The following is a 20,746-nucleotide window of genomic DNA, read 5'->3' on the forward strand; positions in this document are numbered from 1 at the left end:
AAAGTTGAGCAGCGGTTATAGCGATGGAAGTCGACTATTCATCAGCCCATTCTTCTTTGCTTGAAAATCTAAGAAATACAGGAACCGTCTGCTATTGGGCGATATAAAATCATCCTTAATCATAACGCCCAATGGTAGGAAAATGCAAGATGCAGGCTTAAAAAGGAAGGGTTTGACGCTAGGCATGTAGGGAAAACTGATAAATGAACGTTGAATTGGAGCATTCTCTATAACAAATGCGGTATGATATAGTAAAATAAATGAAACAAAACAATTCTTTAGGAGGGGTATAGGAAAATGAGTGAACATGGAAAATTTATTGGATTTGCAGGTACATATACAAAAGCAGGTAGTGAAGGTGTCTATACATTTACGTTAGATACGAAGGCTAAAAAAATTGTAGAAGTAAAAGCCGTGGCTAAAATTGAAAATCCTACATACTTAAATGCAAGCAAAGACAACGAACATCTTTATACAGTTATTAAAGAAGGAGAAAAAGGCGGAGTAGCTGCTTTTAAGGTTGATCCAAACACAGGGCAATTGAAGTTTGTAAACAAACAGCTGCTAGACGGCGCGCCTCCTTGCTACGTTTCAGTGAATGAAGATAATACGCTTGTTTTATCTGCTAACTTTCATAAAGGGAGCGTTGAGACGTATTCTGTTAATGAAGAAACAGGAGAAATTGAATATGTAGCATCCGTAGTGGAACATCCTCATTCAGACCTCAAAAAAGGACAAAAAGGAAAACCACACGTACACTATGCCGATTTTACTCCTGGAGAAAAGCACGTGGCGGTTGTAGACCTAGGTATTGATGAAATTGTGACATATGAAGTGGAAGAGAATAAATTGAAGGAAGTCAACAGCCTTTCTACATCTGTTGGTTCGGGCCCTAGACATTTAACGTTCCATCCAAATGGCCGCTATGCGTATGCAATGACAGAATTCAGCTCCGAAGTTTTATTTTTAACGTATGACGAAAGCACAGGAAGCTTTACTCAACAACAAGCTACTTTAGCAATTCCGGCTGATTTTACAGAAAATAATCAAGGGAGTGCGATCCACATTTCTTCAGACGGCCGCTTTGTCTATGCAGGAAACCGCGGACATAACTCGATTGCAACATTCAAAGTAGACCAGGATTCTGGACAGTTAACATTCGTAGAATGGACAGGCACTGAAGGCGACTGGCCGCGCGATTTTGTTTTAGATCCAACGGAACAATTTATTGTGGCGTCTAATCAAGAGACAGGAAACTTGGTGCTGTTTGAAAGAGACCAAGAAAATGGAAAGCTAACGCTTCTTCAATCTAACGTTACGGTTCCAGAAGCTGTATGCGTAAAGTTCCTCCACTATAAGTAATCGATGTAGAAAGCCAGACCTGATCCAAAAACAATCAGGTCTGGCTTTCTAAACCTAAGCGGCTGTCACTCTCCTTTCGGGGTTAGTGCCATCCGCATAGGTGAACCTTTGAGGGAATAGTCAGGTAGTCCGCATTCCTAAGCGTCATTTATGATCCCAATTTTTGAAATGAGCATAATCTATATATGGAAGAAAAGCCCTTTTGGAGGGCTTTTTTTTCTGGTGTTGTAGTAGAATGAAGAGAGAACGCATGAAGGGCTGAGGTGATAAGTGTGGAAAATATATGTGAGTATCCAATTGTACAAGCTCCTATGGCAGGAGGAGTTTCGACGCCTAAACTAGCTGCAGCTGTATCTAATAGCGGAGGGCTAGGATTTTTAGCCGCTGGATATAAAAGTGCGCGTGAATTGGAGCAGGAAATTATAGAGATGCATTCACTTACGAAAAAACCTTTTGGAGTAAATCTGTTTGTTCCGACAAATGAAAAAGTAGCAGTTGATGCACTTGATTGTTATCAAAAAGAATTGTCAAAAGCCGCTGGATATTTGGAGTGTCAAGTTGGCATACCAAAGAATGATGATGATGAATGGAGTGCCAAGCTCGACATCATTCAAAAACATCGAGTACCTGCTGTGAGCTTTACATTTGGGTGCCCGGATCGAGAGATCGTAGCAAGCTTAAAGGGAATTGGAAGTCATATTTTCGTTACGATTACAACACCTCAAGAAGCCGAAGTGGCTTTGAGAGCAGGAGCAGATGTGCTGTGCTTGCAAGGAATTGAAGCCGGCGGCCATCGGTCTACTTTTTTAGAGAGTTCGGTGGACTTTTCGCTTATAAATTTGCTAAAAGAAGTCCGTCTAATCACTAAAAAGCCATTAATTGCTGCGGGAGGCTTGATGACGGGGTCTGACATTAAACGCGTGTTACAGGAAGGTGCTTCTGCTGCGCAGTTAGGTACGGCTTTTATTTGTTGTCCAGAAAGCGGAGCGAGTGCTCTTCATAAAGAAAGCATTCTTCAAAAGCGTTTTAATGAAACAGGTGTTACAAGAGCTTTTACAGGGAAACGTGCTAGAGGATTTGTGAATGCTTTTTTTATTTCCTATGATAAATCAGCACCATCCGCTTACCCTCATATTCATTACATGACAAAGCCTATTCGAACAAAAGCTACACAAATGAATAATCCAGAGTACACTTCTTTGTGGGCAGGAACTGGATTTACGCTGGCAAAAGAACTGCCTGCACATCTTATTGTGGAAGAGCTTGTACAAGAACTAAATGAATGATGAGAATTACGGTGTTGCTTGCTTTAAGTGCAAGCAGCTTTACATAAAGAAGGTGAACTTATAGTGCAAAACAAATTTACGATTGGGCAAATGGCCAGACTGCACGATATTCCGATTAAAACACTTCGCTATTATGATGAAATTGGTCTGTTCGAGCCTTATGAAGTTGATCCGCAAACTGGATATCGTTATTATACGTTAGAACAATTTAAGAAATTAGATATCATTGTCTATTTAAAGCTGATGGGAGTTCCGTTAAAAGAAATTAAAAGAAAAATGGAGCACAGCAGCTTGGATGAATTTATTGACACCTTAGCGGAATATCAGAAGGTAACAAAAGAAAAAATTCGTCACCTTCAAAGAGTGAATGCGCAGTTAACAACTCGAATGAAGGAATTAGAACAGACGAGACATATTAACCAAATAGGAGCCCCCTTCATCAAACACCTTCCTTCTCGTGAAGTTGTGCAAGTAAAAGCAGAGGTAGGTACGTTAGACGGAACTGAAAGTGTTCTCCGTGATTTAAAAAAGAAAATTAGTCATATTACCCCGATTATGATTGGGAAAGTAGGGTTTATACTATCTGTAGAAAACACAAAAAAACAACAATTTACAGATTACGATGGCATTTTTTTATTGGTCGAAAGCGATGTTTCTTTTAAGCATGAACTCGTTACGTTAATACCTGAAGGCGATTACGCATCTATTTATATGAGAGAAAAGAGAGATACCACAGGAGTCTATTACGATACGTTACTGAACTTTATTAAAGCCGAAGGATACAAAGCAGAAGGGCCTTTTTTAATTCGGCGAATTGTAGATTCATTTATTTCTCATCATGAAGAAGAGCGGCTGACGGAAATTCAAATTCGAATTACGTCTTGACTATCCAGTTGCTGGAGGGTTTAAGATGAGACTATTGTAAAACTGCTGAAGGGAGAGACAACAATAGATGAATCAGCAAAGTATTTCCCAAGGAATGTCTTTAAGCCGAGGAAATCGCATTTTATTTATTTTAATTTTGGGTTCACTAAGCGCATTTGGACCGTTATCAATCGACATGTATTTGCCAGCGCTGCCGACGCTCGCTAAAGAACTGCATACGTCAGCTTCTTTAGCCCAGGTCAGTCTGACAGCTTGCTTATTAGGCTTGGCATTTGGGCAAGTGGTAATGGGGCCATTCAGTGATATCCGGGGAAGGAAAAAGCCACTTGTAGCAGCATTAATCACCTATGCAGTTGCCTCTGTTTTATGCGTGTTTGCGCCTTCTATTTGGATTTTTATCGTTTTACGATTTATTCAAGGTATGGCGGGAGCAGCAGGAATGGTTATTTCAAGAGCAAGCGTGCGAGACTTGTTTTCAGGTTCGGATTTAACAAAGTTTTTCTCCATGCTCATGCTCGTAAATGGTTTAGCTCCCATTTTGGCTCCGGTTGCCGGTGGACAGCTGCTGACGGTTATGTCGTGGCGTGGAGTATTTGGTGTGTTAGCCGTAATTGGTGCACTAATGTTTTTTGCCGTTTTATTTGGCTTAAAAGAAACGCTGCCGGTCGAACGCCGTAAAGAGGGTGGATTAACAGAAGTACTGCGTATATTTAGCGTATTGCTAAAAGATAGTGTCTTCGTGGGATATGCGCTGGCGCAAGGTTTTATTATGAGCGCTATGTTTGCTTATATTTCAGGCTCTACATTTGTCCTTCAAGACATTTACGGGCTGTCTCCGCAGATGTTCAGCTTTGTTTTTGCTATTAACGGTTTTGGTCTCATTATAGCTACTCAAGTGACAGGACGTTTAGCTGGTAAAGTAAAAGAAGCTACTCTTCTCATGTATGGATTGCTTCAAGCAGCCGTTGGAAGCGTGCTTTTAGTGGCTGTAATTGCTACTCACACGTCCGTTATTTTGGTCTGCATCTTGCTTTTCTTTGTTGTATCAAGCGTAGGAATTGTGAACACCACCGTTTTTTCACTTGCTATGCAAAATCAAGCTTCCAATGCGGGAAGTGCTTCAGCGCTTCTTGGATTGCTGCCGTTCTTGCTCGGAGCAGCCGTAGCTCCTCTTGTGGGACTTGGAGGAGGGCAAAATGCTCTGCCGATGGGCATTGTGATTATGGTCTGTGATTTATTAGCATTAGGTGTATACATGGCATTAGTGAAACGGAAAACTGCATCATAAAAAAGCTACTTGGCTCTCAACAGCCAAGTAGCTTTTTTAGTTATTGAACTTTGTGCTCGTTCTTTTCAAACGGCATTGTGACACCGAGTTTTTGAATTTCTTTTTTTGCATTTTCTAAAATGGTTTCGGCCTTAGCTTTTGTTTCAGCATCTAAACCATTTAGAAAATCTTTCTTTTTAGCAGGAAGATCTACGCCAAGTTCTTTTAATTTGGCTTCAGCTTGTTCCTTAGTCAGCGTGCCATCGCGAAGCTGATCCATAATAGCTTTGACTTTTTTCTTAGTGGCTGCATCTAGATTGCTAAAAGGACCACCTTTATGTTCAGGGAAGTCTACGCCAAGTTCTTTTAATTTGGCTTCAGCTTGTTCCTTAGTCAGGGTGCCGTCGCGAAGCTGGTCCATAATAGCTTTGGCTTTTTTCTTAGTGGCTGCATCTAGATTGCTAAAAGGACCGCCTTTATGTTCAGGAAAGTCTACGCCAAGTTCTTTTAATTTGGCTTCAGCTTGTTCCTTAGTCAGGGTGCCGTCGCGAAGCTGATCCATAATAGCTTTCGCTTTTGCCTTTGTACCAGCATCTAAATTGCTAAAGGGGCCTTCTTTATGATGCTGAGGTAAGCTTACGCCGAGTTTCTGTAATTTTTCCTGTGCTTTTTTCATAATATCATCAACTTTTTGTTGTGTTGCATCACTCGTAGTTGTTGTATTGCCATTTGTTCGCTCTACAACCGTTGAAGAGCTTGTTTCATCTTTGCTTGCTGCAAATGCCGTGGAGTTTGCAGCGGCCATAACTCCTAGTGTTAAACCGCTTGCCATGATATAACCGAATAGTTTCTTTTTCATGCTGTTGTCACTCCTTAAAAGTTATAGGGGTGTGGTACAGAGCTGTCCACAATTGTTAATGTAACCACCAATAGTGAAAAAATGGTGAAAATAGATAAAAAACGAAAAAATATAGACGTTTGTTGAACACTACAGCTCTTTTATTGGATAACAAAATGAAATTCGATATGATTTTATCTAAGTAACAGCAAAAAAGAATGGAGACTTTATATAGATGAACGTTCTTAAAAAATTGGCAATAGCTTTGATAGTTGTGATAGCGGTAAGCCTGTTATTTTTGTTTCGCGATGAGTTAAAGCCAGGTCCAACGTTAAAAGATTTTTCAGGAGCAGCTGAGTTGCATCCTGTCGTAGAAGAAAAGAAAAATAAACTTGTTCAACAAGCAAACGACCAAGGAATCTCGATTGTCATTACGGAAGGTTTCCGTTCAAAAGAAGAACAAGATAAGCTTTATGCAAAAGGCAGGACGGAAGAAGGCAACATTGTTACCTATTCAAAGGGCGGCCAGTCTTATCATAACTATGGACTAGCTATTGATTTTGCTATTGGGTTAAAAGACGGACAAGTTATTTGGGACATGAAATATGACGGTAATAACAATAATCGGTCTGATTGGATGGAGGTTGTAGATATCGCAAAAAGTTTAGGGTTTGAATGGGGAGGAGATTGGCAAGGTTTTAAAGACTATCCGCATTTTCAAATGAGTCCGGAAAATATAAAAGGCCACACACGCTAATAAAGCGTGTGTTTTTTAGAGAAATAATATAATTTCACTATATTTATGTCAGAACCTCTAACATGAATGGAAGCTTGTATTTACTTTTTTTATTAATTTACTGCTAAGAGAATTATATATATTAATATAATAAAGTGATAGACGGATAATTAGAAAAAGGGCTGATTAGAGAGAACTGCCCTAGAAAAATGAAAGACAATTCGTATAAAGATATGCGTTAACTAATATAATCTATTGATTAAGCTTATACAAGTACCTTCAGCCTAGCGAACGTATGCTTACATATCGGCAAATGCCAACAAAACCTTTTATTTTTCTAGCATATTTTATTTGAAGATAGTTCATTTTGATTACAAAAAAGAGATAATTTGTCAACTGTTGACTTTGCTTTAAGGGTAAGAATATAATTTTTAACATATTTTAAATATTTTAAAAATTTAAATATTTATCATTGTTCGTAGATTAGGAGGAGGAAAATGATTGTTTTTGACGGAGTGAACAAATATTACGGTGATTTTCACGTATTAAAAGATATCAATTTAACGATTAAAAAAGGTGAAGTTGTCGTCGTAATTGGACCTTCGGGTTCGGGTAAAAGCACGATGCTGCGATGCATAAATTATTTAGAAACAATATCTAACGGACAATTGACGGTAAATAATATATTGGTTGCAGATAAAAAAACAAATATTAACAAACTGCGCCGCAATATAGGTATGGTTTTTCAGCATTTTTATTTATATCCGCACAAAACGGTTTTAGAAAATATCACCTTAGCGCCTATGAAAGTACTGGGACAGTCGTCAGAAGAAGCTAAGAAAACAGCTCTATACTATTTGGATAAAGTAGGAATCGGTGAAAAAGCCAACGCCTACCCATCCCAGCTTTCAGGTGGCCAGCAGCAGCGTGTAGCCATTGCGAGGGGACTTGCAATGAAACCAGAGATTATGCTTTTTGATGAGCCTACCTCTGCTCTTGATCCAGAAATGATTGGAGAAGTGCTGGATGTCATGAAAACATTGGCTAAAGAAGGAATGACGATGGTAGTTGTAACTCATGAAATGGGGTTTGCTAAAGAAGTAGCAGACCGCATTGTATTTATGGATCAAGGAAAAATCTTAGAAGAGGCAACTCCGGCTGAGTTTTATGAAAACCCGCAAGAAGAAAGGGCACGTTTATTTCTTAGCCGTATTTTAAATCATTAATTGTTTAATAGGGGGAGTAATATGAAGAAATCAAAAACGTTTTTAAAGGCAGCTGTGCTTTCATTAGCAGCGGCTATGATGTTAGCGGCTTGTGGAGGGAAAAGTGAAGAAACGAGTGGATCATCAGCTAAAAAAGATGCGCTCACTGAAATCAAAGACAGAGGGAAAATTGTTATTGGAGTTAAAAATGATACGCGTTTGTTTGGCTTAAAGAATCCAAAGACGGGTGAAGTAGAAGGTTTTGATGTTGATATTTCTAAGCAGCTGGCTAAAGAGATTTTAGGAGATGAAAACAAGGTAGAATTTAAAGAAGTTACGTCCAAAACAAGGGTTCCTCTTCTTCAAAAAGGAGATATTGACGCTGTTGTTGCAACAATGACCATCACAGATGAGCGTAAAAAAGAAGTGGATTTTACGGACGTGTATTTTCAAGCTGGCCAGTCTCTTCTTGTGAAAAAAGGCAGTAAAATTAAAAGCGTTGATGATTTGAAGAAAGGTACTAAAGTGTTGGCTGTTAAAGGATCAACTTCAGCTATTAATATTCGCGAAAAAGCACCGGAGACAACGGTATTAGAGTTTGAAAACTATGCAGAAGCATTTACCGCTTTAAAATCTAAGCAAGGAGATGCTTTAACAACTGATGATGCTATTCTTTATGGAATGGCTGATGAAGATCCTTCTTATGAATTAGTAGGAAAGCCGTTCACAGAAGAGCCTTATGGCATTGCTGTGAAAAAAGGAAACAAAGAGCTTGTAGATGCATTAAACGATGCGCTTAAAAAAATGAAAGACTCTGGAAAATATGATGAAATTCACGACAAGTGGATCAAACAATAAGCGTACAGTTTTCTTTTCTCAGGATGAGCAGCATTATGCTCATCCTGCTTGTTTAGTTGAAAGGAGGAAGAAAATTGCTGGATTTTTCAATTCTGACGAACAATATGGATCTTTATTTAGAAGGTTTTAAGTACACCATTATCGCCAGTCTGATTGCTTTAGTGGCCAGTTTTGTACTTGGTACAATCATTGCGGTAATGCGAATAGCCCCTCTCAAAATAGTAAATGTAATTGGCACTGTCTACGTAGAGTTTATTCGAAATATTCCACTTGTGGTTATCGTCTTTTTTATTTTTATTGTGGCAGGAATCAGCGGTACAGCAGCCGGAGTGCTGGGATTAACTATTTATACGGCAGCTTTTATAGCCGAAGCCATACGAGCGGGAATTATGGCAGTTCCAAAAGGGCAGCTTGAAGCGGCGCGTTCATCCGGCCTTACGTATAGTCAGGCTATGCGATTCATTATATTGCCTCAAGCCATTAAAATTGTCATTCCTCCTCTTGGGAATCAATTTATTAATTTAGTGAAAAACTCATCTGTGTTAGGGATTGTTGCTGGTTTTGATTTAATGTATCAGGCAGATCTTGTTTCCTCTCAAACTTATGTAGTGTTTGATGTGTATATTTTTGTGGCTCTGTTTTATTTAGTTCTAACCATTCCGTTGAGTTTAGGAGTTGGTTATCTTGAGAAACGTCTTGGTAAAACAAGCTGAAAGGAGTGAAAGTGATGGATTTTATGGGTGCTTATTCTCCTGATCACCTTTCCTTCTTAATGGAAGGATTTTGGGTCACTTTAAAAGTGGCATTCATTTCGATTGTGTTAAGTTTTATTATTGGAAGTATAGTAGGTATTTTAAGGTATGCCCGCATTCCAGTTCTGTCTCATGTACTCGCTTTTGTCGTAGAAATTATCCGGAATTTGCCGCTTCTTTTAATCATCTTTTTTACATACTTTGCTTTACCTGAAATCGGAATTGATATGGAAATTACGTCAGCAGCGATTGTGGCCCTCACTGTATTTGAATCTGCTATGATTTCAGAAATTATCCGAAGCGGATTAAAATCAATTGAAAAAGGACAAATTGAAGCGGCACGTTCATCAGGTTTAAACTATTACCAAACGCTTCGTTTTATTGTATTGCCACAAGCTTTGCGACGAATGGTACCTCCTTTAGTTAGTCAATTTATTTCATTATTAAAAGATACGTCGCTTGCAGTGGTCATCGCGCTTCCTGATTTGCTGCATAATGCTCAAATCATTTATGGACAGAAACAAAGTTACGTGGTGCCGATGTTTTTGATCATTGCGATGATGTATTTTATTGTAAACTATGCTTTATCAGTCATTGCACGAAGACTAGAAGTCAAAAGGGTGTAGATACTCTTTTGACTTTATTTTTGGAAAATAAATAACATTGACAATGCATTGTTGCAACGCATAAAATGACTAAAGTAACAGTGATTAAATGAGATTATTTTCATTCATTATATAGAAGAAAAAAAACAGTGTTGGTCCAACCCCTACTGAATATCCGGTAGGGGTTTTTGTGCAAGAAGTGATTTGGTTAAACTAACACGTAAAATGAACAGAAGGGACGGGCATTATGGGAAAACAAGATCAAAATTTAAAAAAAGGTCTGTTGCCTCGTCATGTGCAGCTCATTGCACTTGCCGGCATGATTGGGACAGGCATTTTTAAAGGTAGCGCTGACACGCTAGGTATTGCAGGACCAAGTGTTGTACTTGCGTATTTATTTGGCGGCCTTATCTTATTTATTGTAATGACAGCACTAGCGGAGATGGCAATTGTCTATCCGAATATGAACGTACAAAATTTAGTGCATAAGGCATTCGGTACGCAAACCTCTTTTATTGTAGGGTGGCTGTACTGGGTGAACTGGATTGTTGTGACGGTTGTTGAACTGCTTGCGGGAGGAAGCTTTTTGAAGTTTTGGTTCCCTTCTGTACCTCTTTGGCTCTTAAGCTTTCTCTGTGCAGTGCTGATTGTCGGGATGAATTTATTTCAAGTGAAGTATTACGGAGAAATTGAGTTTTGGTTTGCCGGTATTAAAGTAATTGCTCTTACTGCTTTTATCATTTTGGGAGCTTTCATTTTATTCGGTGTAATTCCAAGTGATGTGCAAAACCCTTGGGCAAATTATACGGCTCATGGAGGCTTTTTCCCTCACGGCATGAGCGGTGTGCTGAGTGCCTTTTTAATTGTGATGTTCTCTTACGGGGGAGCTGAACTAATTGGTGTGGCCGTAACGGAAACAAAAGATGTAAAAAACGTGTTACCGAAAGTAATTAAAGGCACAGTATGGCGAGTGATTGGCTTTTATATTTTGCCTATTTTAATTATTTGCGGCCTTATGCCCTGGAATTCTGTATCGGGGCAAGACAGTCCCTTTGTGCAAGTGTTTAGTATTACCGGTCTGCCAGGTGCGGCTCACATTATGAACTTCGTTTTATTGACGGCCGTTTTATCAGCAGCCAATTCAGGGATGTATGCAACTTCGCGTACGCTCTATGCTATGGCTCAAAGCGGAGAAGCATCAAAGCGCTTCTTGAAAGTTTCAAAAAATGGCATTCCGATTAACGGTTTGATGATTACGGCTGCTTGTATTTTAATAGGTTTGTTTTTAGCCTATAAGACGCCGGATAATGTAATTAGTTATTTAATGACTATTCCAGGTTTCACGATCATTCTCATTTGGGTGAGCATTTGTTTAGCTCAATTAAAGCTGCGTAAAGGGTATAAAGAAAAGCCGTTTTTTGCCTTAAAGTGGTTTCCTTATACAACGCTCTTTGCAACAGCAGCACTGCTTGTTATTTTTGTATCGTTTATGTTTAACAAAAACAATGTGATTGGATCAAGCGTATGTGCGGTTATCCTGGTCGTACTCCTCATTTTTTCATTTATTAATAAAAGTCGAAAAGAAAAAAAGTTTGAAGTATAGCAAAAAGGCAATATACTAGAAAGACGAGGGTAAAAGCTTGTCTTTCTTTTTTTGCGAAAATTTCTGTATCACGTTACATATTTCTAGATGAAATGTTTAGTTAAATAAATAAAGGATGAGGACTACAATGGAATCAAATAATGTATTTACAACAAACCCAAAAAAGAAATCAAAGCACTTGGCCACGATTTCTTTGGCCATTATGGGAGTGGGCTTCGTTGCCACCATGCCTTTTGGTGATTCAATTTGGGGTCGGTTGCTTCAAGGTGGGTTCGAAGCTGGATTAGTCGGGGGCTTAGCGGATTGGTTTGCAGTTACGGCTCTTTTTCGTCACCCTTTAGGCATTCCTATTCCACACACTGCGCTGCTTCCTAAAAACAGGCAGCGTATTACAAGAGGGTTAGTCTCAACGCTTGAAAACGACTGGCTGTCAAAAGAAAGTATTCAAGAAAAAGTGAAAAGAATTGCGTTTACAAAGCGTTTGCTTCCGATTGTTCGAAAAGGTGTTCATTCGGAAACGATTCAACAAAAAGGAACAGCACTGCTTGTTGATGCGATTAATCGTGTGGATACAGAGAAAGTAGTTCCTATTATTGAAAAAGAGCTCAAGTCATCGCTTTCAGCAATAGAGTTAAAGCCTATCGTGCATTCGATTGTTGGAGAAGTGGTTAGAAATCAGTATGATGAAAAAGCACTTGATGTTCTTTTAAATAAGGGAGAGGGCTGGATTAAAAAAGAAGAAACCCAGTATCAGCTCGGAAGTATTGCTAAAAATGCGCTTGATAATATTGAGCTTGACGGTATTTTACAATTTGCTCTCAAATCATTTCAAAGCATGATTAACGAAGAGAAGCTAGGGTCTATTTTGCAAAATCTACTGCTTTCTATTACAGGTCGTCTTCGTAATGAAGATGATGAATATCGCCTTGCTTTGGTAAATGGAATTAGAAAAGAGCTGCAAGGCTTGGAGCACAATGAAGAACTTCTTGAGAAATTAGAAGCATGGAAACAAAAAACGATTAATGAATTAAATGTAACGAATAAATTAACAGAAATCGTCGATAAAATGAAAGCGAAAGTGACGGCATTTATTGAAAGCCCTGAATTTATGAAAAGCTACGCCGTTCCTTACGTAGAGAGCTGGCTGAATGCTCTTGAAGTGGATGCACAGCGTCAAGAAGCAATTGATACGGCTATTCAAAAGCAAATCATGAGTTTTGTAGACGAGAATCATTCAAAAATTGGGCAGCTTGTTCAAGAAAACTTAGATAAATTAGATGATGAAACGCTTGTGGATATGATGGAAAACAATGTCGGAAAAGATTTGCAGTGGATTCGAGTGAACGGAGCTCTATGTGGATTCTTGATTGGTATTGTGTTAACGGTTATTAAATTAGCGGTATAAAAAAAGCACGCCCCTTTTGGAGCGTGCTTTTTCTATTAATCATCTATTTCTACACTGATTACGTCACCGTTTTTGGCATCTACTGAAACAGTTGCTTCACGTTTATCGGCTGTGTCAATTTCAATTTCATATACTAAACGGCTGTTTTCTTGGTCTAAATCCGTTTCATTCACGGTTCCTTTAGCACTTTTTAAAGCTGTTTTGATCGCTTGATCTAATGAAACAGCAGGGGAAATGTTTTGGAGATTTTCTTCTTTCTCATCATCATCGTCTTTTTGGTCTTCATCAAATTCAATGATTTTACCGCTTCTGCTGTCAATATCTACATCGTATTCTTTATTACCTTTTGTGATATCTACTTCATATTGTTTAACGCCGTCATCTACGGCTAATTGGATATTTGTAATGTCACCGCCGTCTGTTTTTTGAAGAGCAATGTCTTTTGCCTTGGCTTCTTCAATCGTTGTGGTTTGCTTCTTGTCATTGCTTTTAGACTGATCCGTCATGGCATATGCACTTGCACCTAATCCACCGACTAATACTGCACTGGCTAAAACGGTTGTAATAACTTTCATATGTTACGGCCTCCTTGATTTGTTGTTAAGACTATCTTAGCCGATGAACTTTAAAGGAAAAGAAGAAGAAGTTTAAAATTTTCTTAGAAATAAATAAAGGTGTATAAAAAAAGCACAGCTTTCCGCTGTACTTTTAGTCGTCGTCATTTTCATAGGTGATGGAATCTACATGCCCAGAGTAAGCGTTTATCATTACTTTAGCTTCTCTTGTTTTAGACTGATCAATTTCGACTTCGTAGAAGGTTTGGCCTTCTTCCTCTTCTATTTCAACTGAGGAAAACGTTCCTTTTACTTTTTGTAAAGCAATATCTCTTGCTTGTTCCATTGAAATGAGAGGCTCGTCGGATGTAGGAGAAACGGGTGGCTGCTCGCTCTTTTTTTGTTCTTTTTCTGTATCATTTTTAGTTTGAGTAGACGTTTGTTTCTCTACTTTTTGTTTGATTAATGACTGGACTTCTCCATTTTCTCCATTTACTGTGATGTGGTATGGAATATCACCTTTAAGCAAAGTGATTCGATAAATCGGTTCATCATCTTTTTGAGAAAAACTTGCATTTTCAATCGTGCCGCCATATTTCTGCTGAATCATACGGCTGATTTCAGACTCGGATAAAATGGTATCAGATCGATTCATTGCTTTTGCTATTCCATAAAAGCAAGCTGAACCAACAGCAAGAAAGATAAGTATAAAAAGCACCGTTTTCTTCATACATTCACCTCCAGTATTATGAAAAATAGTATAGCAGGCAATTCTTAAAAATCTCTAAGAAACGGTGAGAAATCAAAGAGGAAAGCAAACCGTTACGGATGTCCCTTTGCCTTCATCGCTGCTAATCTCAATACGTCCGCTATGGGCTTCTACAATCTTTCGAGCAATGGATAACCCAAGCCCTGAACCACCGGTTTCTCGATTTCTTGCTTTATCTACGCGGAAAAAGCGTTCATACACGTTTGATAAATCTTCTTTTGGAATACCAATTCCTTGATCTGTGACCGTAATCATAAAGCTTTCGCTTCTTGTTATGGTTACCTCTACCGCTTTTTCACTATATTTAATGGCATTATCTAAGAGGATGTACAGCAGCTGCTTTAAGCGCTTTTCATCGGCTGTTACAATTGGATGATCAGTTTTTACGCTTAAATAAATGGTTCGTTCAAAAGCTTGTTCTAGATGCTTGATTGTTTGGTTACAGACGGCCGCCGCATCTACGTGGTCCATGTGAAGCTCCCACTGCGACTCATCTTTCGCAAGCACCAGCATTTGAGACGTAAGCTGTTTCATGCGTAAAGACTCAGAGTGAATGGCTTCGATGGCTTCTTCTAAAATATCTGGACGCTTCATCCCCCAGCGTTTTAGCATATTGGCATAGCTTTCTACCACGGTCAGGGGTGTTTTTAATTCATGAGAAGCATCGGATACGAACTGCTCTTGCTTTTTATAGTTTTCCTCTAATAAATCCATCATATTATTGAAGGTGTTGGCCATTTGATCTAACTCATCTTTAGAAGAGGAAGAGAGAGCGATTTTTTTGAATGTGCGAGACACTTGAATTTCTTCCATAGTATGAATAAGAGATTTGATAGGCCGCAAAATGATTTTACTTAAAAGCCGTCCGGCAAATATGGTCGGAATTAATATAACAAGAGAGGCAATAAGCAAGATGAATTTTAACGTCTGTAAAGATTGTTCCACGTCTTCGAGTTGTTCCGTGACTTCTAAAGAAACGACTTCACCGTTCGTCCAAATGACCGGAGTATGCGAAATTGCGTATAGGTGGCCGTCGTCTTCTTTGATGGTTGTTTGTTCATTTGAATAATAAGAATAGGATAAGTCCTGAAGCTCTTTCGTTTGATCAGTAACCGATACAACTAAAGGACTCCCTGATTTAGGCAAAATACGAATCATTCCGTTAGGAGGCAAATAGGCACGAAGCAAATTGGCTTGTTTAACCGTCGAACTTGTTTGTTTTAGCCCATTTGTTACGTTGCTTGTTTCTGCTTGTAAACGTTCAATTGCATTGTCTTCCATGGTTTTTTTGAAAATGAAGTAAATCGAACTGTTTGCAATTACTAAGAGAATAAAAAGCAGGGCAGTTGATGTAAGGATAATCTTTGTTTGCAGTTTCATAAGCTACTCCTTAAGCATATAGCCAACGCCGCGCACTGTTTGAATATAAGGTATTGAAAATGGTGCATCAATCTTTTTGCGCAAATAACGAATGTATACGTATACAATATTGGTGTCTCCGTAGTAATCGAATCCCCATACGTTTGTAAGAAGCTGTTCAAAGCTCAGCACTTGATTGTTGTTTTGAAGCATATAGACAAGCAAATCATATTCTTTAGGAGTCAGCTCAATAGCTTCATTTTCACGCGTGACTTCTCGCGTTTTTTCATTAACAACTAAAGTTCCTAGCTGCAGAGTATCTGCTTCTTTTTCAGCAGGAGATGCTGATGCAGGATGGCGAAGCCATACGCGGATACGTGCAAAAAGCTCCTCAATTTGAAAGGGCTTTGTAATGTAATCGTTCGCTCCTAAATCTAGTCCGCTTACCTTATCAGGAAGGGCGTCTCGAGCGGTTAATAAGATAACGGGCGTCTGATCATTGTTTGCTCGAATGCGACGAAGTACTTCAAGTCCGCTCAGTTCAGGAAGCATCACATCTAAAAGCAGCAAATCCCAATCGTGTTCTTGAAACTCTGCCAATCCTTCTGTGCCCGTATAAGCCATGCCGGTTTCATAGCCTTCATGTTCAAGCTCGAGCTGAATTAAACGAGCAATTTTGCGCTCATCTTCTACAATTAAAATTCTGCCTTTACTCAAAAAAATTCCCCCTTGTGTCTATGTATAGTTGCGTACATTATAGCATGGAGAGATTCGGGGTGTATAAATGATAAGGAAATCAATGGTTATTTACTAAATATATCAATAATAGCCCGAGAAATAATGTTCATTTTCGCAAGAAACTGATAAGATAGCTAATGACATTTAAAAATAAGAAAGGATTTCGATTATGTTATCAGCTATTAATTCAGTAGACTATACCATTTTCCATGCGGTGAATCAGTATGCCTCGCATGTGAAGTTTGTAGATTCGCTAATGGTATTCTTTACAGATTATGCCCAGTATGTACTTATTGTTTTACTCGGCTTGTTTTTACTTATTAATAAAAACGGCAGCCGTGTTGTAGCATTTCAAGCTTTATGTGCTTGTGCCACAGGAGTCATTATCAATAAAGTGATTAGTTTATTTGCTTATCGAGATCGTCCGTTTATCTCTCACCACGTGAATCAGCTTATTGATCACGCCGCGAATTCTTCATTTCCAAGCGATCATGCTACATCTGCATTAGTTATCACTTTTACCATTTGGCTGCATTTCAAACGTTCAGGGCGCATGTGGGTTGTCATGGGTGCACTCATTGCATTTTCACGGGTATGGGTTGGCGTTCACTATCCATTCGATGTGTTAACAGGAGCCGTTTTAGGCTGCGTGCTGGCGCTGTTTATTCATTATGTTATATTTAATACGAAACTGATGAGGGCTATTACCAACTTGTCTATTTTTCGAAAATCAGCTTATGACGAACAGTCTCAATATTATTAAGAAAAAGTCGCATATACGCGGCTTTTTTTTATTGGAAAATTTTTAATGTATTTAACACTTGTTTTTTAAAATTAAATTGTGTACAATTAAATTACAGAAACGATAAATAAAAAATTTTAATAAAATTACTAAAAAAGAGGAGAGATTTATACATGAAAGCTTTATATGAAACGACAGTCGTTAACACAGGTGGAAGAACAGGAGAAGTTCATTCTTTAGATAATATCTTTAATTTAGACGTTGCAACACCTCCAGCGCTTGGTGGAGAAGCAACAACAGCAACAAACCCAGAGCAGCTATTTGCAGCTGGATACAGTGCTTGTTTCAACAGTGCGTTAGAATTTATGTTGAAAAAACATAACGTAGAAATTAAAAGCAGTGAAGTAAAAGCTACGGTTCAGCTGCTTCCAGATAAAGCTGATCAAGGAGTAAAAATTGCTGTAGCGCTTGAAGCTCATATCGAAGGCTTAGATTTAGAAACAGCTAAAAAATATGTAGACCTAGCCCACTCATACTGCCCGTATTCAAAAGCAATCAGCGGCAACGTAGACGTAACGGTAGAAGTAGTTTAATTGCTTTAAAAAGCCCTGTTAAGCATGTAAAGCTTAGCAGGGCTTTTTTATTTGAATTTTCTCTATTCATTTGTAAGGAGTACTAGTATAATGAGGAAGAAAATGAATCATTCGCACAGTTTAGGTGCTCTTACATAGCGTAAGAGGTAACAGGGAATCGAGTGCAAATCTCGAGCGGTCCAGCCACTGTAAGCAGGGAGTTTTCTATCTTATCGTCACTCAAAACGGGGAAGGCGGTAGAAAATGATGATCTCAAGCCAGGAGACCTACCTATTCTGTACACTTGACTCTTCTAGGAAAGAGGCGGTGTATCAAGGTACGCAGTGAGCAATTACTGTTTATTTTCATATGCCGACACATCCTCAATTTCTATAGAATTGAGGCTTTTTTACGTTTTATTTTAAAAAAAGGAGTGTAGGAAATGGAAGGTTTATCAGTTTTTTTACTTGTCTTTTTATTAGGAATCAGGCACGGATTAGATGCAGATCACTTAGCTTTTATTGATGGCCAGACCCGATATAATTGGCGAATGGGCAGCCATTTTGCCCCGTGGGTCGGAACGCTGTTTTCACTCGGTCATGGAGGAATGGTGGCCGTCACGGCCGGGGTGCTGGGCGTAGTGATGAAGAATTTTACGTTTCCAGCATATTTCGATCATTTTGCATCTTGGGTATCTATCATCTCTCTCTTTCTGATTGGGACATTAAACACATATCATTTGCTTCGAACTAAAAACAAAGAAGAAGAGTTTCAGGTGAGCGGGTTAAAAGGGAAGTTTATTCCGAAAATCGCAAAAGGAACAACGAATCCTTTTTTAATTATTCTTGTAGGAGCGCTGTTTGCCCTAGCGGCTGAAACAGTCAGTCAAACGGCCGTGTGGTCTCTAGCTGTAGGGAACGCAGGCAAATATACGCCGCTTTTATTAGGACTAGTATTTATGTTTGGTATGATGCTGACAGATACAATCGATTCACTGATTGTACATAAAATGGTGAATGAATCGAGTAAGTTTGGGCAATCTGCTTCCCGCTTGATGGGCTGGGTTATTGTTATCCTCGCATACGGGGTGTCCTTCTACTTAGCATTCACTTTCTTTAATCCATGGGCCGAAGTAAACTTTGAAATGGTTGGCGTTATTTTGTTTGTTTTTTTAGTGTCTATGTTTGTTTTTGTAAGTGTGAAGTCAAAAGGGAAAAATATCAAAATAAATGTCAATTAATAAAATGAAAGCTTTAATCTGTTGAAGATTGAAGCTTTTTTGTATAAATTTGTTGAAGTTTATGGCTATTTTCGGTCGGTTATGAATAAGTTAAAGTATTATCTGTATTTTAAGGATGGAAAATTGTCTGAAAACCATTATAATTAAGGATAATTTAAGGTCGTTATGTGAAACGTAGAACATACTCATACGTACGATAAATAAAAGCAGTGAATGCACAAGCAGCAGGGGTTGTTTGGAGGAGGAATTGATTTGAGTCAGGTAATGGTAGAACAAAGCGTATTTAGTTATTTAAAAGAACATGAACACGAGATGCTCGAAGATTTAGTTGGATTTGTGAAAAAAGAATCACCGTCCTACAGTAAAGAGTTAGTGGATCAGTGTGGAATGTATTTAACGCAGCTGTTTCAGAAGCGTTTAGGCGTAGGGTATGAAATCATAGAAGAAAAAGAAGTAGGAAACCACTTGAAATTTACGATTGGAGAAGGAGAGAAGCAGCTTTTAATTATCGGTCACTTTGACACGGTATGGGAAAAGGGAAGGCTGAGTCTAAGAACAGAAGGAAACAAGCTTTATGGTCCGGGAATTTTAGATATGAAAGGCGGCATTGTGCAATCAATATGGGCAATTAAAGCGATTCAAGAGCTCGGCTTAGAAATGGATAAAAAAATTGTGTTTTTCTGCAATTCAGATGAAGAGATTGGATCAATTTCCTCTAAAAAATATATAGAAGAAGAAGCACAAAGAAGTGAAGCAGTGCTAGTAGCAGAACCTGCGGTGGCGGGTTCAGGTGCGTTAAAAACGTCGCGCAAAGGAGCGGGGATTTTCACCGTAAAGGTGTGGGGACGAGCAGCCCACGCTGGTAATCACCACAAAGAAGGAATCAATGCTATTGAAGAGCTAGCGCGCCAAGTGATTTTTCTGCAGAGCTTAACCGATTATGAAAAAGGTACAACGGTGAACGTTGGGACATTTACCGGAGGCAGCGGTACAAATGTAGTGCCGGAATATGCAGAAGCGCACGTGGATTTACGTGTTTCTACAGAAGAAGAAGCAAAACGTATGACGGATATTATTTTGAATTTAACGCCCATTTTAAAAGGGATTAAGATTGAAGTAACAGGAGGCATGAACCGTCCTCCAATGGTTAAGTCTAAACAAACGGAAGAGTTATTTGAATGCGCTCAGTCAATTGCGGCCAAACTGGGTATGAAATTAGAAGAAGCAGCTGTTGGAGGCGGAAGTGATGGCAATTTTACAGCGGCCATTGGCATTCCCACGTTGGATGGATTAGGAGCATGCGGAAAAGGAATACATGCAGAATATGAACATATTCAAATTGATACGTTGTCCGAGCGTTCTTCTTTATTTGCGAATTTGCTGCTTCAAATATAAAAAAAGCCCGCCTCAAACGGCGGGACTAACCTGAAAGCTTATAGTGGGAGAGTATAAGCTTTCTTTTTTATTTACTGCTTTCTTCTTGAAGAGAAAAAGCAGTTTCTTTCTTTTTAAATACCACTTTATCAAGAGCAAGGAACTGGCTTCCTGCAAGAAATAGGTGAGCAGACATGGCAATTAAGGCAATATCAAACTCAAACCCGCCAACGAATCCGCTTTTAAGCTTGGCTGTAAAAATAGCGCCAAGCATAACTGCCACAAATAAAGCAGCTACGACTCTTGTTGCTAGACCAAGGATAATCAGAACCCCACCTACAAGTTCAATTGTTGCCACAATATATGCCATGAAACCAGGGATTCCTAAGCTATCGAAGAACCCTACTGTATTTTCAATCCCGCCTTGCCATTTTTGAAAGCCGTGTACTAAAAATGTAAAACCTAATACTAAACGAATAATAAGTGAACCAATTTCGACGTTTTTATTCACTTTACTTCCTCCTTTAAGTGTATTTGAAAAACACTACATTATGTAGTGTGAAAGACCGAAAAAAGAAATGTAGCAATTAAATCAG

At 38.8% G+C, this 20,746-nt stretch carries 21 protein-coding genes and 1 riboswitch; of the genes, 15 read left to right on the forward strand and 6 right to left on the reverse strand.

Going from position 1 to position 20,746, the window contains the following annotated elements; translation table 11 throughout:
* The first annotated feature begins 297 nt into the window (after positions 1-297).
* From MKX72_RS01580 to MKX72_RS01595, 4 genes are all read left to right on the forward strand, one after another.
* A complete protein-coding gene (locus MKX72_RS01580; protein WP_028412510.1) occupies positions 298-1,362 on the forward strand; it encodes a lactonase family protein in 1,065 nt (354 codons plus the stop codon).
* Between the two features lie 272 nt (positions 1,363-1,634).
* Positions 1,635-2,648 carry a nitronate monooxygenase gene (locus tag MKX72_RS01585; RefSeq protein WP_098112280.1) on the forward strand — a complete coding sequence of 338 codons (1,014 nt, stop codon included), beginning with the start codon at positions 1,635-1,637 and terminating at the stop codon, positions 2,646-2,648.
* A 63-nt stretch (positions 2,649-2,711) separates the two neighbouring features.
* Complete coding sequence (locus MKX72_RS01590) at positions 2,712-3,533, forward strand: MerR family transcriptional regulator (protein ID WP_049162735.1); 822 nt, start codon at positions 2,712-2,714, stop codon at positions 3,531-3,533.
* 67 nt (positions 3,534-3,600) lie between these two features.
* Positions 3,601-4,821: a multidrug effflux MFS transporter gene (locus MKX72_RS01595; protein ID WP_155008613.1), complete on the forward strand. Its 1,221-nt coding sequence runs from the start codon at positions 3,601-3,603 to the stop codon at positions 4,819-4,821.
* Between the two features lie 40 nt (positions 4,822-4,861).
* Here the strand turns inward: MKX72_RS01595 and MKX72_RS01600 are convergent, their stop codons facing one another.
* Positions 4,862-5,659: a hypothetical protein gene (locus MKX72_RS01600; RefSeq protein ID WP_340758603.1), complete on the reverse strand. Its 798-nt coding sequence runs from the start codon at positions 5,657-5,659 to the stop codon at positions 4,862-4,864.
* 214 nt (positions 5,660-5,873) lie between these two features.
* On the opposite strand from MKX72_RS01600, the gene MKX72_RS01605 reads away from it, so the two are divergent.
* The 7 genes from MKX72_RS01605 (at position 5,874) to MKX72_RS01635 (ending at position 12,802) form a co-directional block, all read left to right on the forward strand.
* Positions 5,874-6,395: a M15 family metallopeptidase gene (locus MKX72_RS01605; protein WP_048021637.1), complete on the forward strand. Its 522-nt coding sequence runs from the start codon at positions 5,874-5,876 to the stop codon at positions 6,393-6,395.
* 476 nt (positions 6,396-6,871) lie between these two features.
* Positions 6,872-7,600, forward strand: a complete 729-nt coding sequence (locus tag MKX72_RS01610; protein ID WP_028410185.1) for an amino acid ABC transporter ATP-binding protein — start codon at positions 6,872-6,874, stop codon at positions 7,598-7,600.
* 21 nt (positions 7,601-7,621) lie between these two features.
* The gene (locus MKX72_RS01615; RefSeq protein ID WP_033580702.1) at positions 7,622-8,437 is read left to right on the forward strand and encodes a transporter substrate-binding domain-containing protein; all 816 of its coding nucleotides are present in this window, start codon (positions 7,622-7,624) and stop codon (positions 8,435-8,437) included.
* Between the two features lie 74 nt (positions 8,438-8,511).
* Positions 8,512-9,150 (forward strand): amino acid ABC transporter permease, encoded by a 639-nt coding sequence (locus MKX72_RS01620; RefSeq protein ID WP_155008614.1) that lies wholly within the window; start codon positions 8,512-8,514, stop codon positions 9,148-9,150.
* 14 nt (positions 9,151-9,164) lie between these two features.
* Entirely contained in the window at positions 9,165-9,815 is a 651-nt protein-coding gene (locus MKX72_RS01625) for an amino acid ABC transporter permease (protein WP_034266934.1), read from the forward strand.
* Positions 9,816-10,041: 226 nt separating this feature from the next.
* On the forward strand, positions 10,042-11,397 hold the full coding sequence (locus MKX72_RS01630) for an amino acid permease (RefSeq protein ID WP_033580704.1): 1,356 nt from the start codon (positions 10,042-10,044) through the stop codon (positions 11,395-11,397).
* Positions 11,398-11,524: 127 nt separating this feature from the next.
* Positions 11,525-12,802, forward strand: a complete 1,278-nt coding sequence (locus MKX72_RS01635) for a DUF445 domain-containing protein (protein ID WP_154992328.1) — start codon at positions 11,525-11,527, stop codon at positions 12,800-12,802.
* A 35-nt stretch (positions 12,803-12,837) separates the two neighbouring features.
* Here MKX72_RS01635 and MKX72_RS01640 read toward each other — a convergent pair whose 3' ends face one another.
* The 4 genes from MKX72_RS01640 to MKX72_RS01655 all read right to left on the reverse strand — a co-directional run bounded on the left by MKX72_RS01640 (position 12,838) and on the right by MKX72_RS01655 (position 16,201).
* Positions 12,838-13,377, reverse strand: coding sequence for a PepSY domain-containing protein (locus MKX72_RS01640; RefSeq protein ID WP_154990685.1), 540 nt, complete (start codon positions 13,375-13,377; stop codon positions 12,838-12,840).
* A 133-nt stretch (positions 13,378-13,510) separates the two neighbouring features.
* On the reverse strand, positions 13,511-14,086 hold the full coding sequence (locus tag MKX72_RS01645) for a PepSY domain-containing protein (RefSeq protein WP_033580707.1): 576 nt from the start codon (positions 14,084-14,086) through the stop codon (positions 13,511-13,513).
* A 72-nt stretch (positions 14,087-14,158) separates the two neighbouring features.
* On the reverse strand, positions 14,159-15,505 hold the full coding sequence (locus MKX72_RS01650) for a HAMP domain-containing sensor histidine kinase (RefSeq protein WP_154990684.1): 1,347 nt from the start codon (positions 15,503-15,505) through the stop codon (positions 14,159-14,161).
* 3 nt (positions 15,506-15,508) lie between these two features.
* Complete coding sequence (locus MKX72_RS01655; RefSeq protein WP_155008615.1) at positions 15,509-16,201, reverse strand: response regulator transcription factor; 693 nt, start codon at positions 16,199-16,201, stop codon at positions 15,509-15,511.
* 190 nt (positions 16,202-16,391) lie between these two features.
* On the opposite strand from MKX72_RS01655, the gene MKX72_RS01660 reads away from it, so the two are divergent.
* The 4 genes from MKX72_RS01660 to MKX72_RS01675 all read left to right on the forward strand — a co-directional run bounded on the left by MKX72_RS01660 (position 16,392) and on the right by MKX72_RS01675 (position 20,171).
* Entirely contained in the window at positions 16,392-16,985 is a 594-nt protein-coding gene (locus MKX72_RS01660; RefSeq protein ID WP_155008616.1) for an undecaprenyl-diphosphatase, read from the forward strand.
* Between the two features lie 152 nt (positions 16,986-17,137).
* Positions 17,138-17,557 carry an organic hydroperoxide resistance protein gene (locus MKX72_RS01665; protein ID WP_028412491.1) on the forward strand — a complete coding sequence of 140 codons (420 nt, stop codon included), beginning with the start codon at positions 17,138-17,140 and terminating at the stop codon, positions 17,555-17,557.
* A 105-nt stretch (positions 17,558-17,662) separates the two neighbouring features.
* Positions 17,663-17,845, forward strand: a riboswitch (cobalamin riboswitch).
* Positions 17,846-17,978: 133 nt separating this feature from the next.
* The gene (locus tag MKX72_RS01670) at positions 17,979-18,776 is read left to right on the forward strand and encodes a HoxN/HupN/NixA family nickel/cobalt transporter (RefSeq protein ID WP_340758611.1); all 798 of its coding nucleotides are present in this window, start codon (positions 17,979-17,981) and stop codon (positions 18,774-18,776) included.
* Between the two features lie 231 nt (positions 18,777-19,007).
* Complete coding sequence (locus tag MKX72_RS01675) at positions 19,008-20,171, forward strand: M20 family metallopeptidase (RefSeq protein ID WP_155008638.1); 1,164 nt, start codon at positions 19,008-19,010, stop codon at positions 20,169-20,171.
* 67 nt (positions 20,172-20,238) lie between these two features.
* On the opposite strand, the gene MKX72_RS01680 is transcribed toward MKX72_RS01675, so the two are convergent.
* Complete coding sequence (locus tag MKX72_RS01680) at positions 20,239-20,661, reverse strand: DoxX family protein (RefSeq protein WP_033580717.1); 423 nt, start codon at positions 20,659-20,661, stop codon at positions 20,239-20,241.
* Positions 20,662-20,746: the final 85 nt, after the last annotated feature.

It is taken from the genome of Priestia sp. FSL R5-0597, from assembly GCF_038006305.1.
Lineage (GTDB): Bacteria > Bacillota > Bacilli > Bacillales > Bacillaceae_H > Priestia > Priestia zanthoxyli.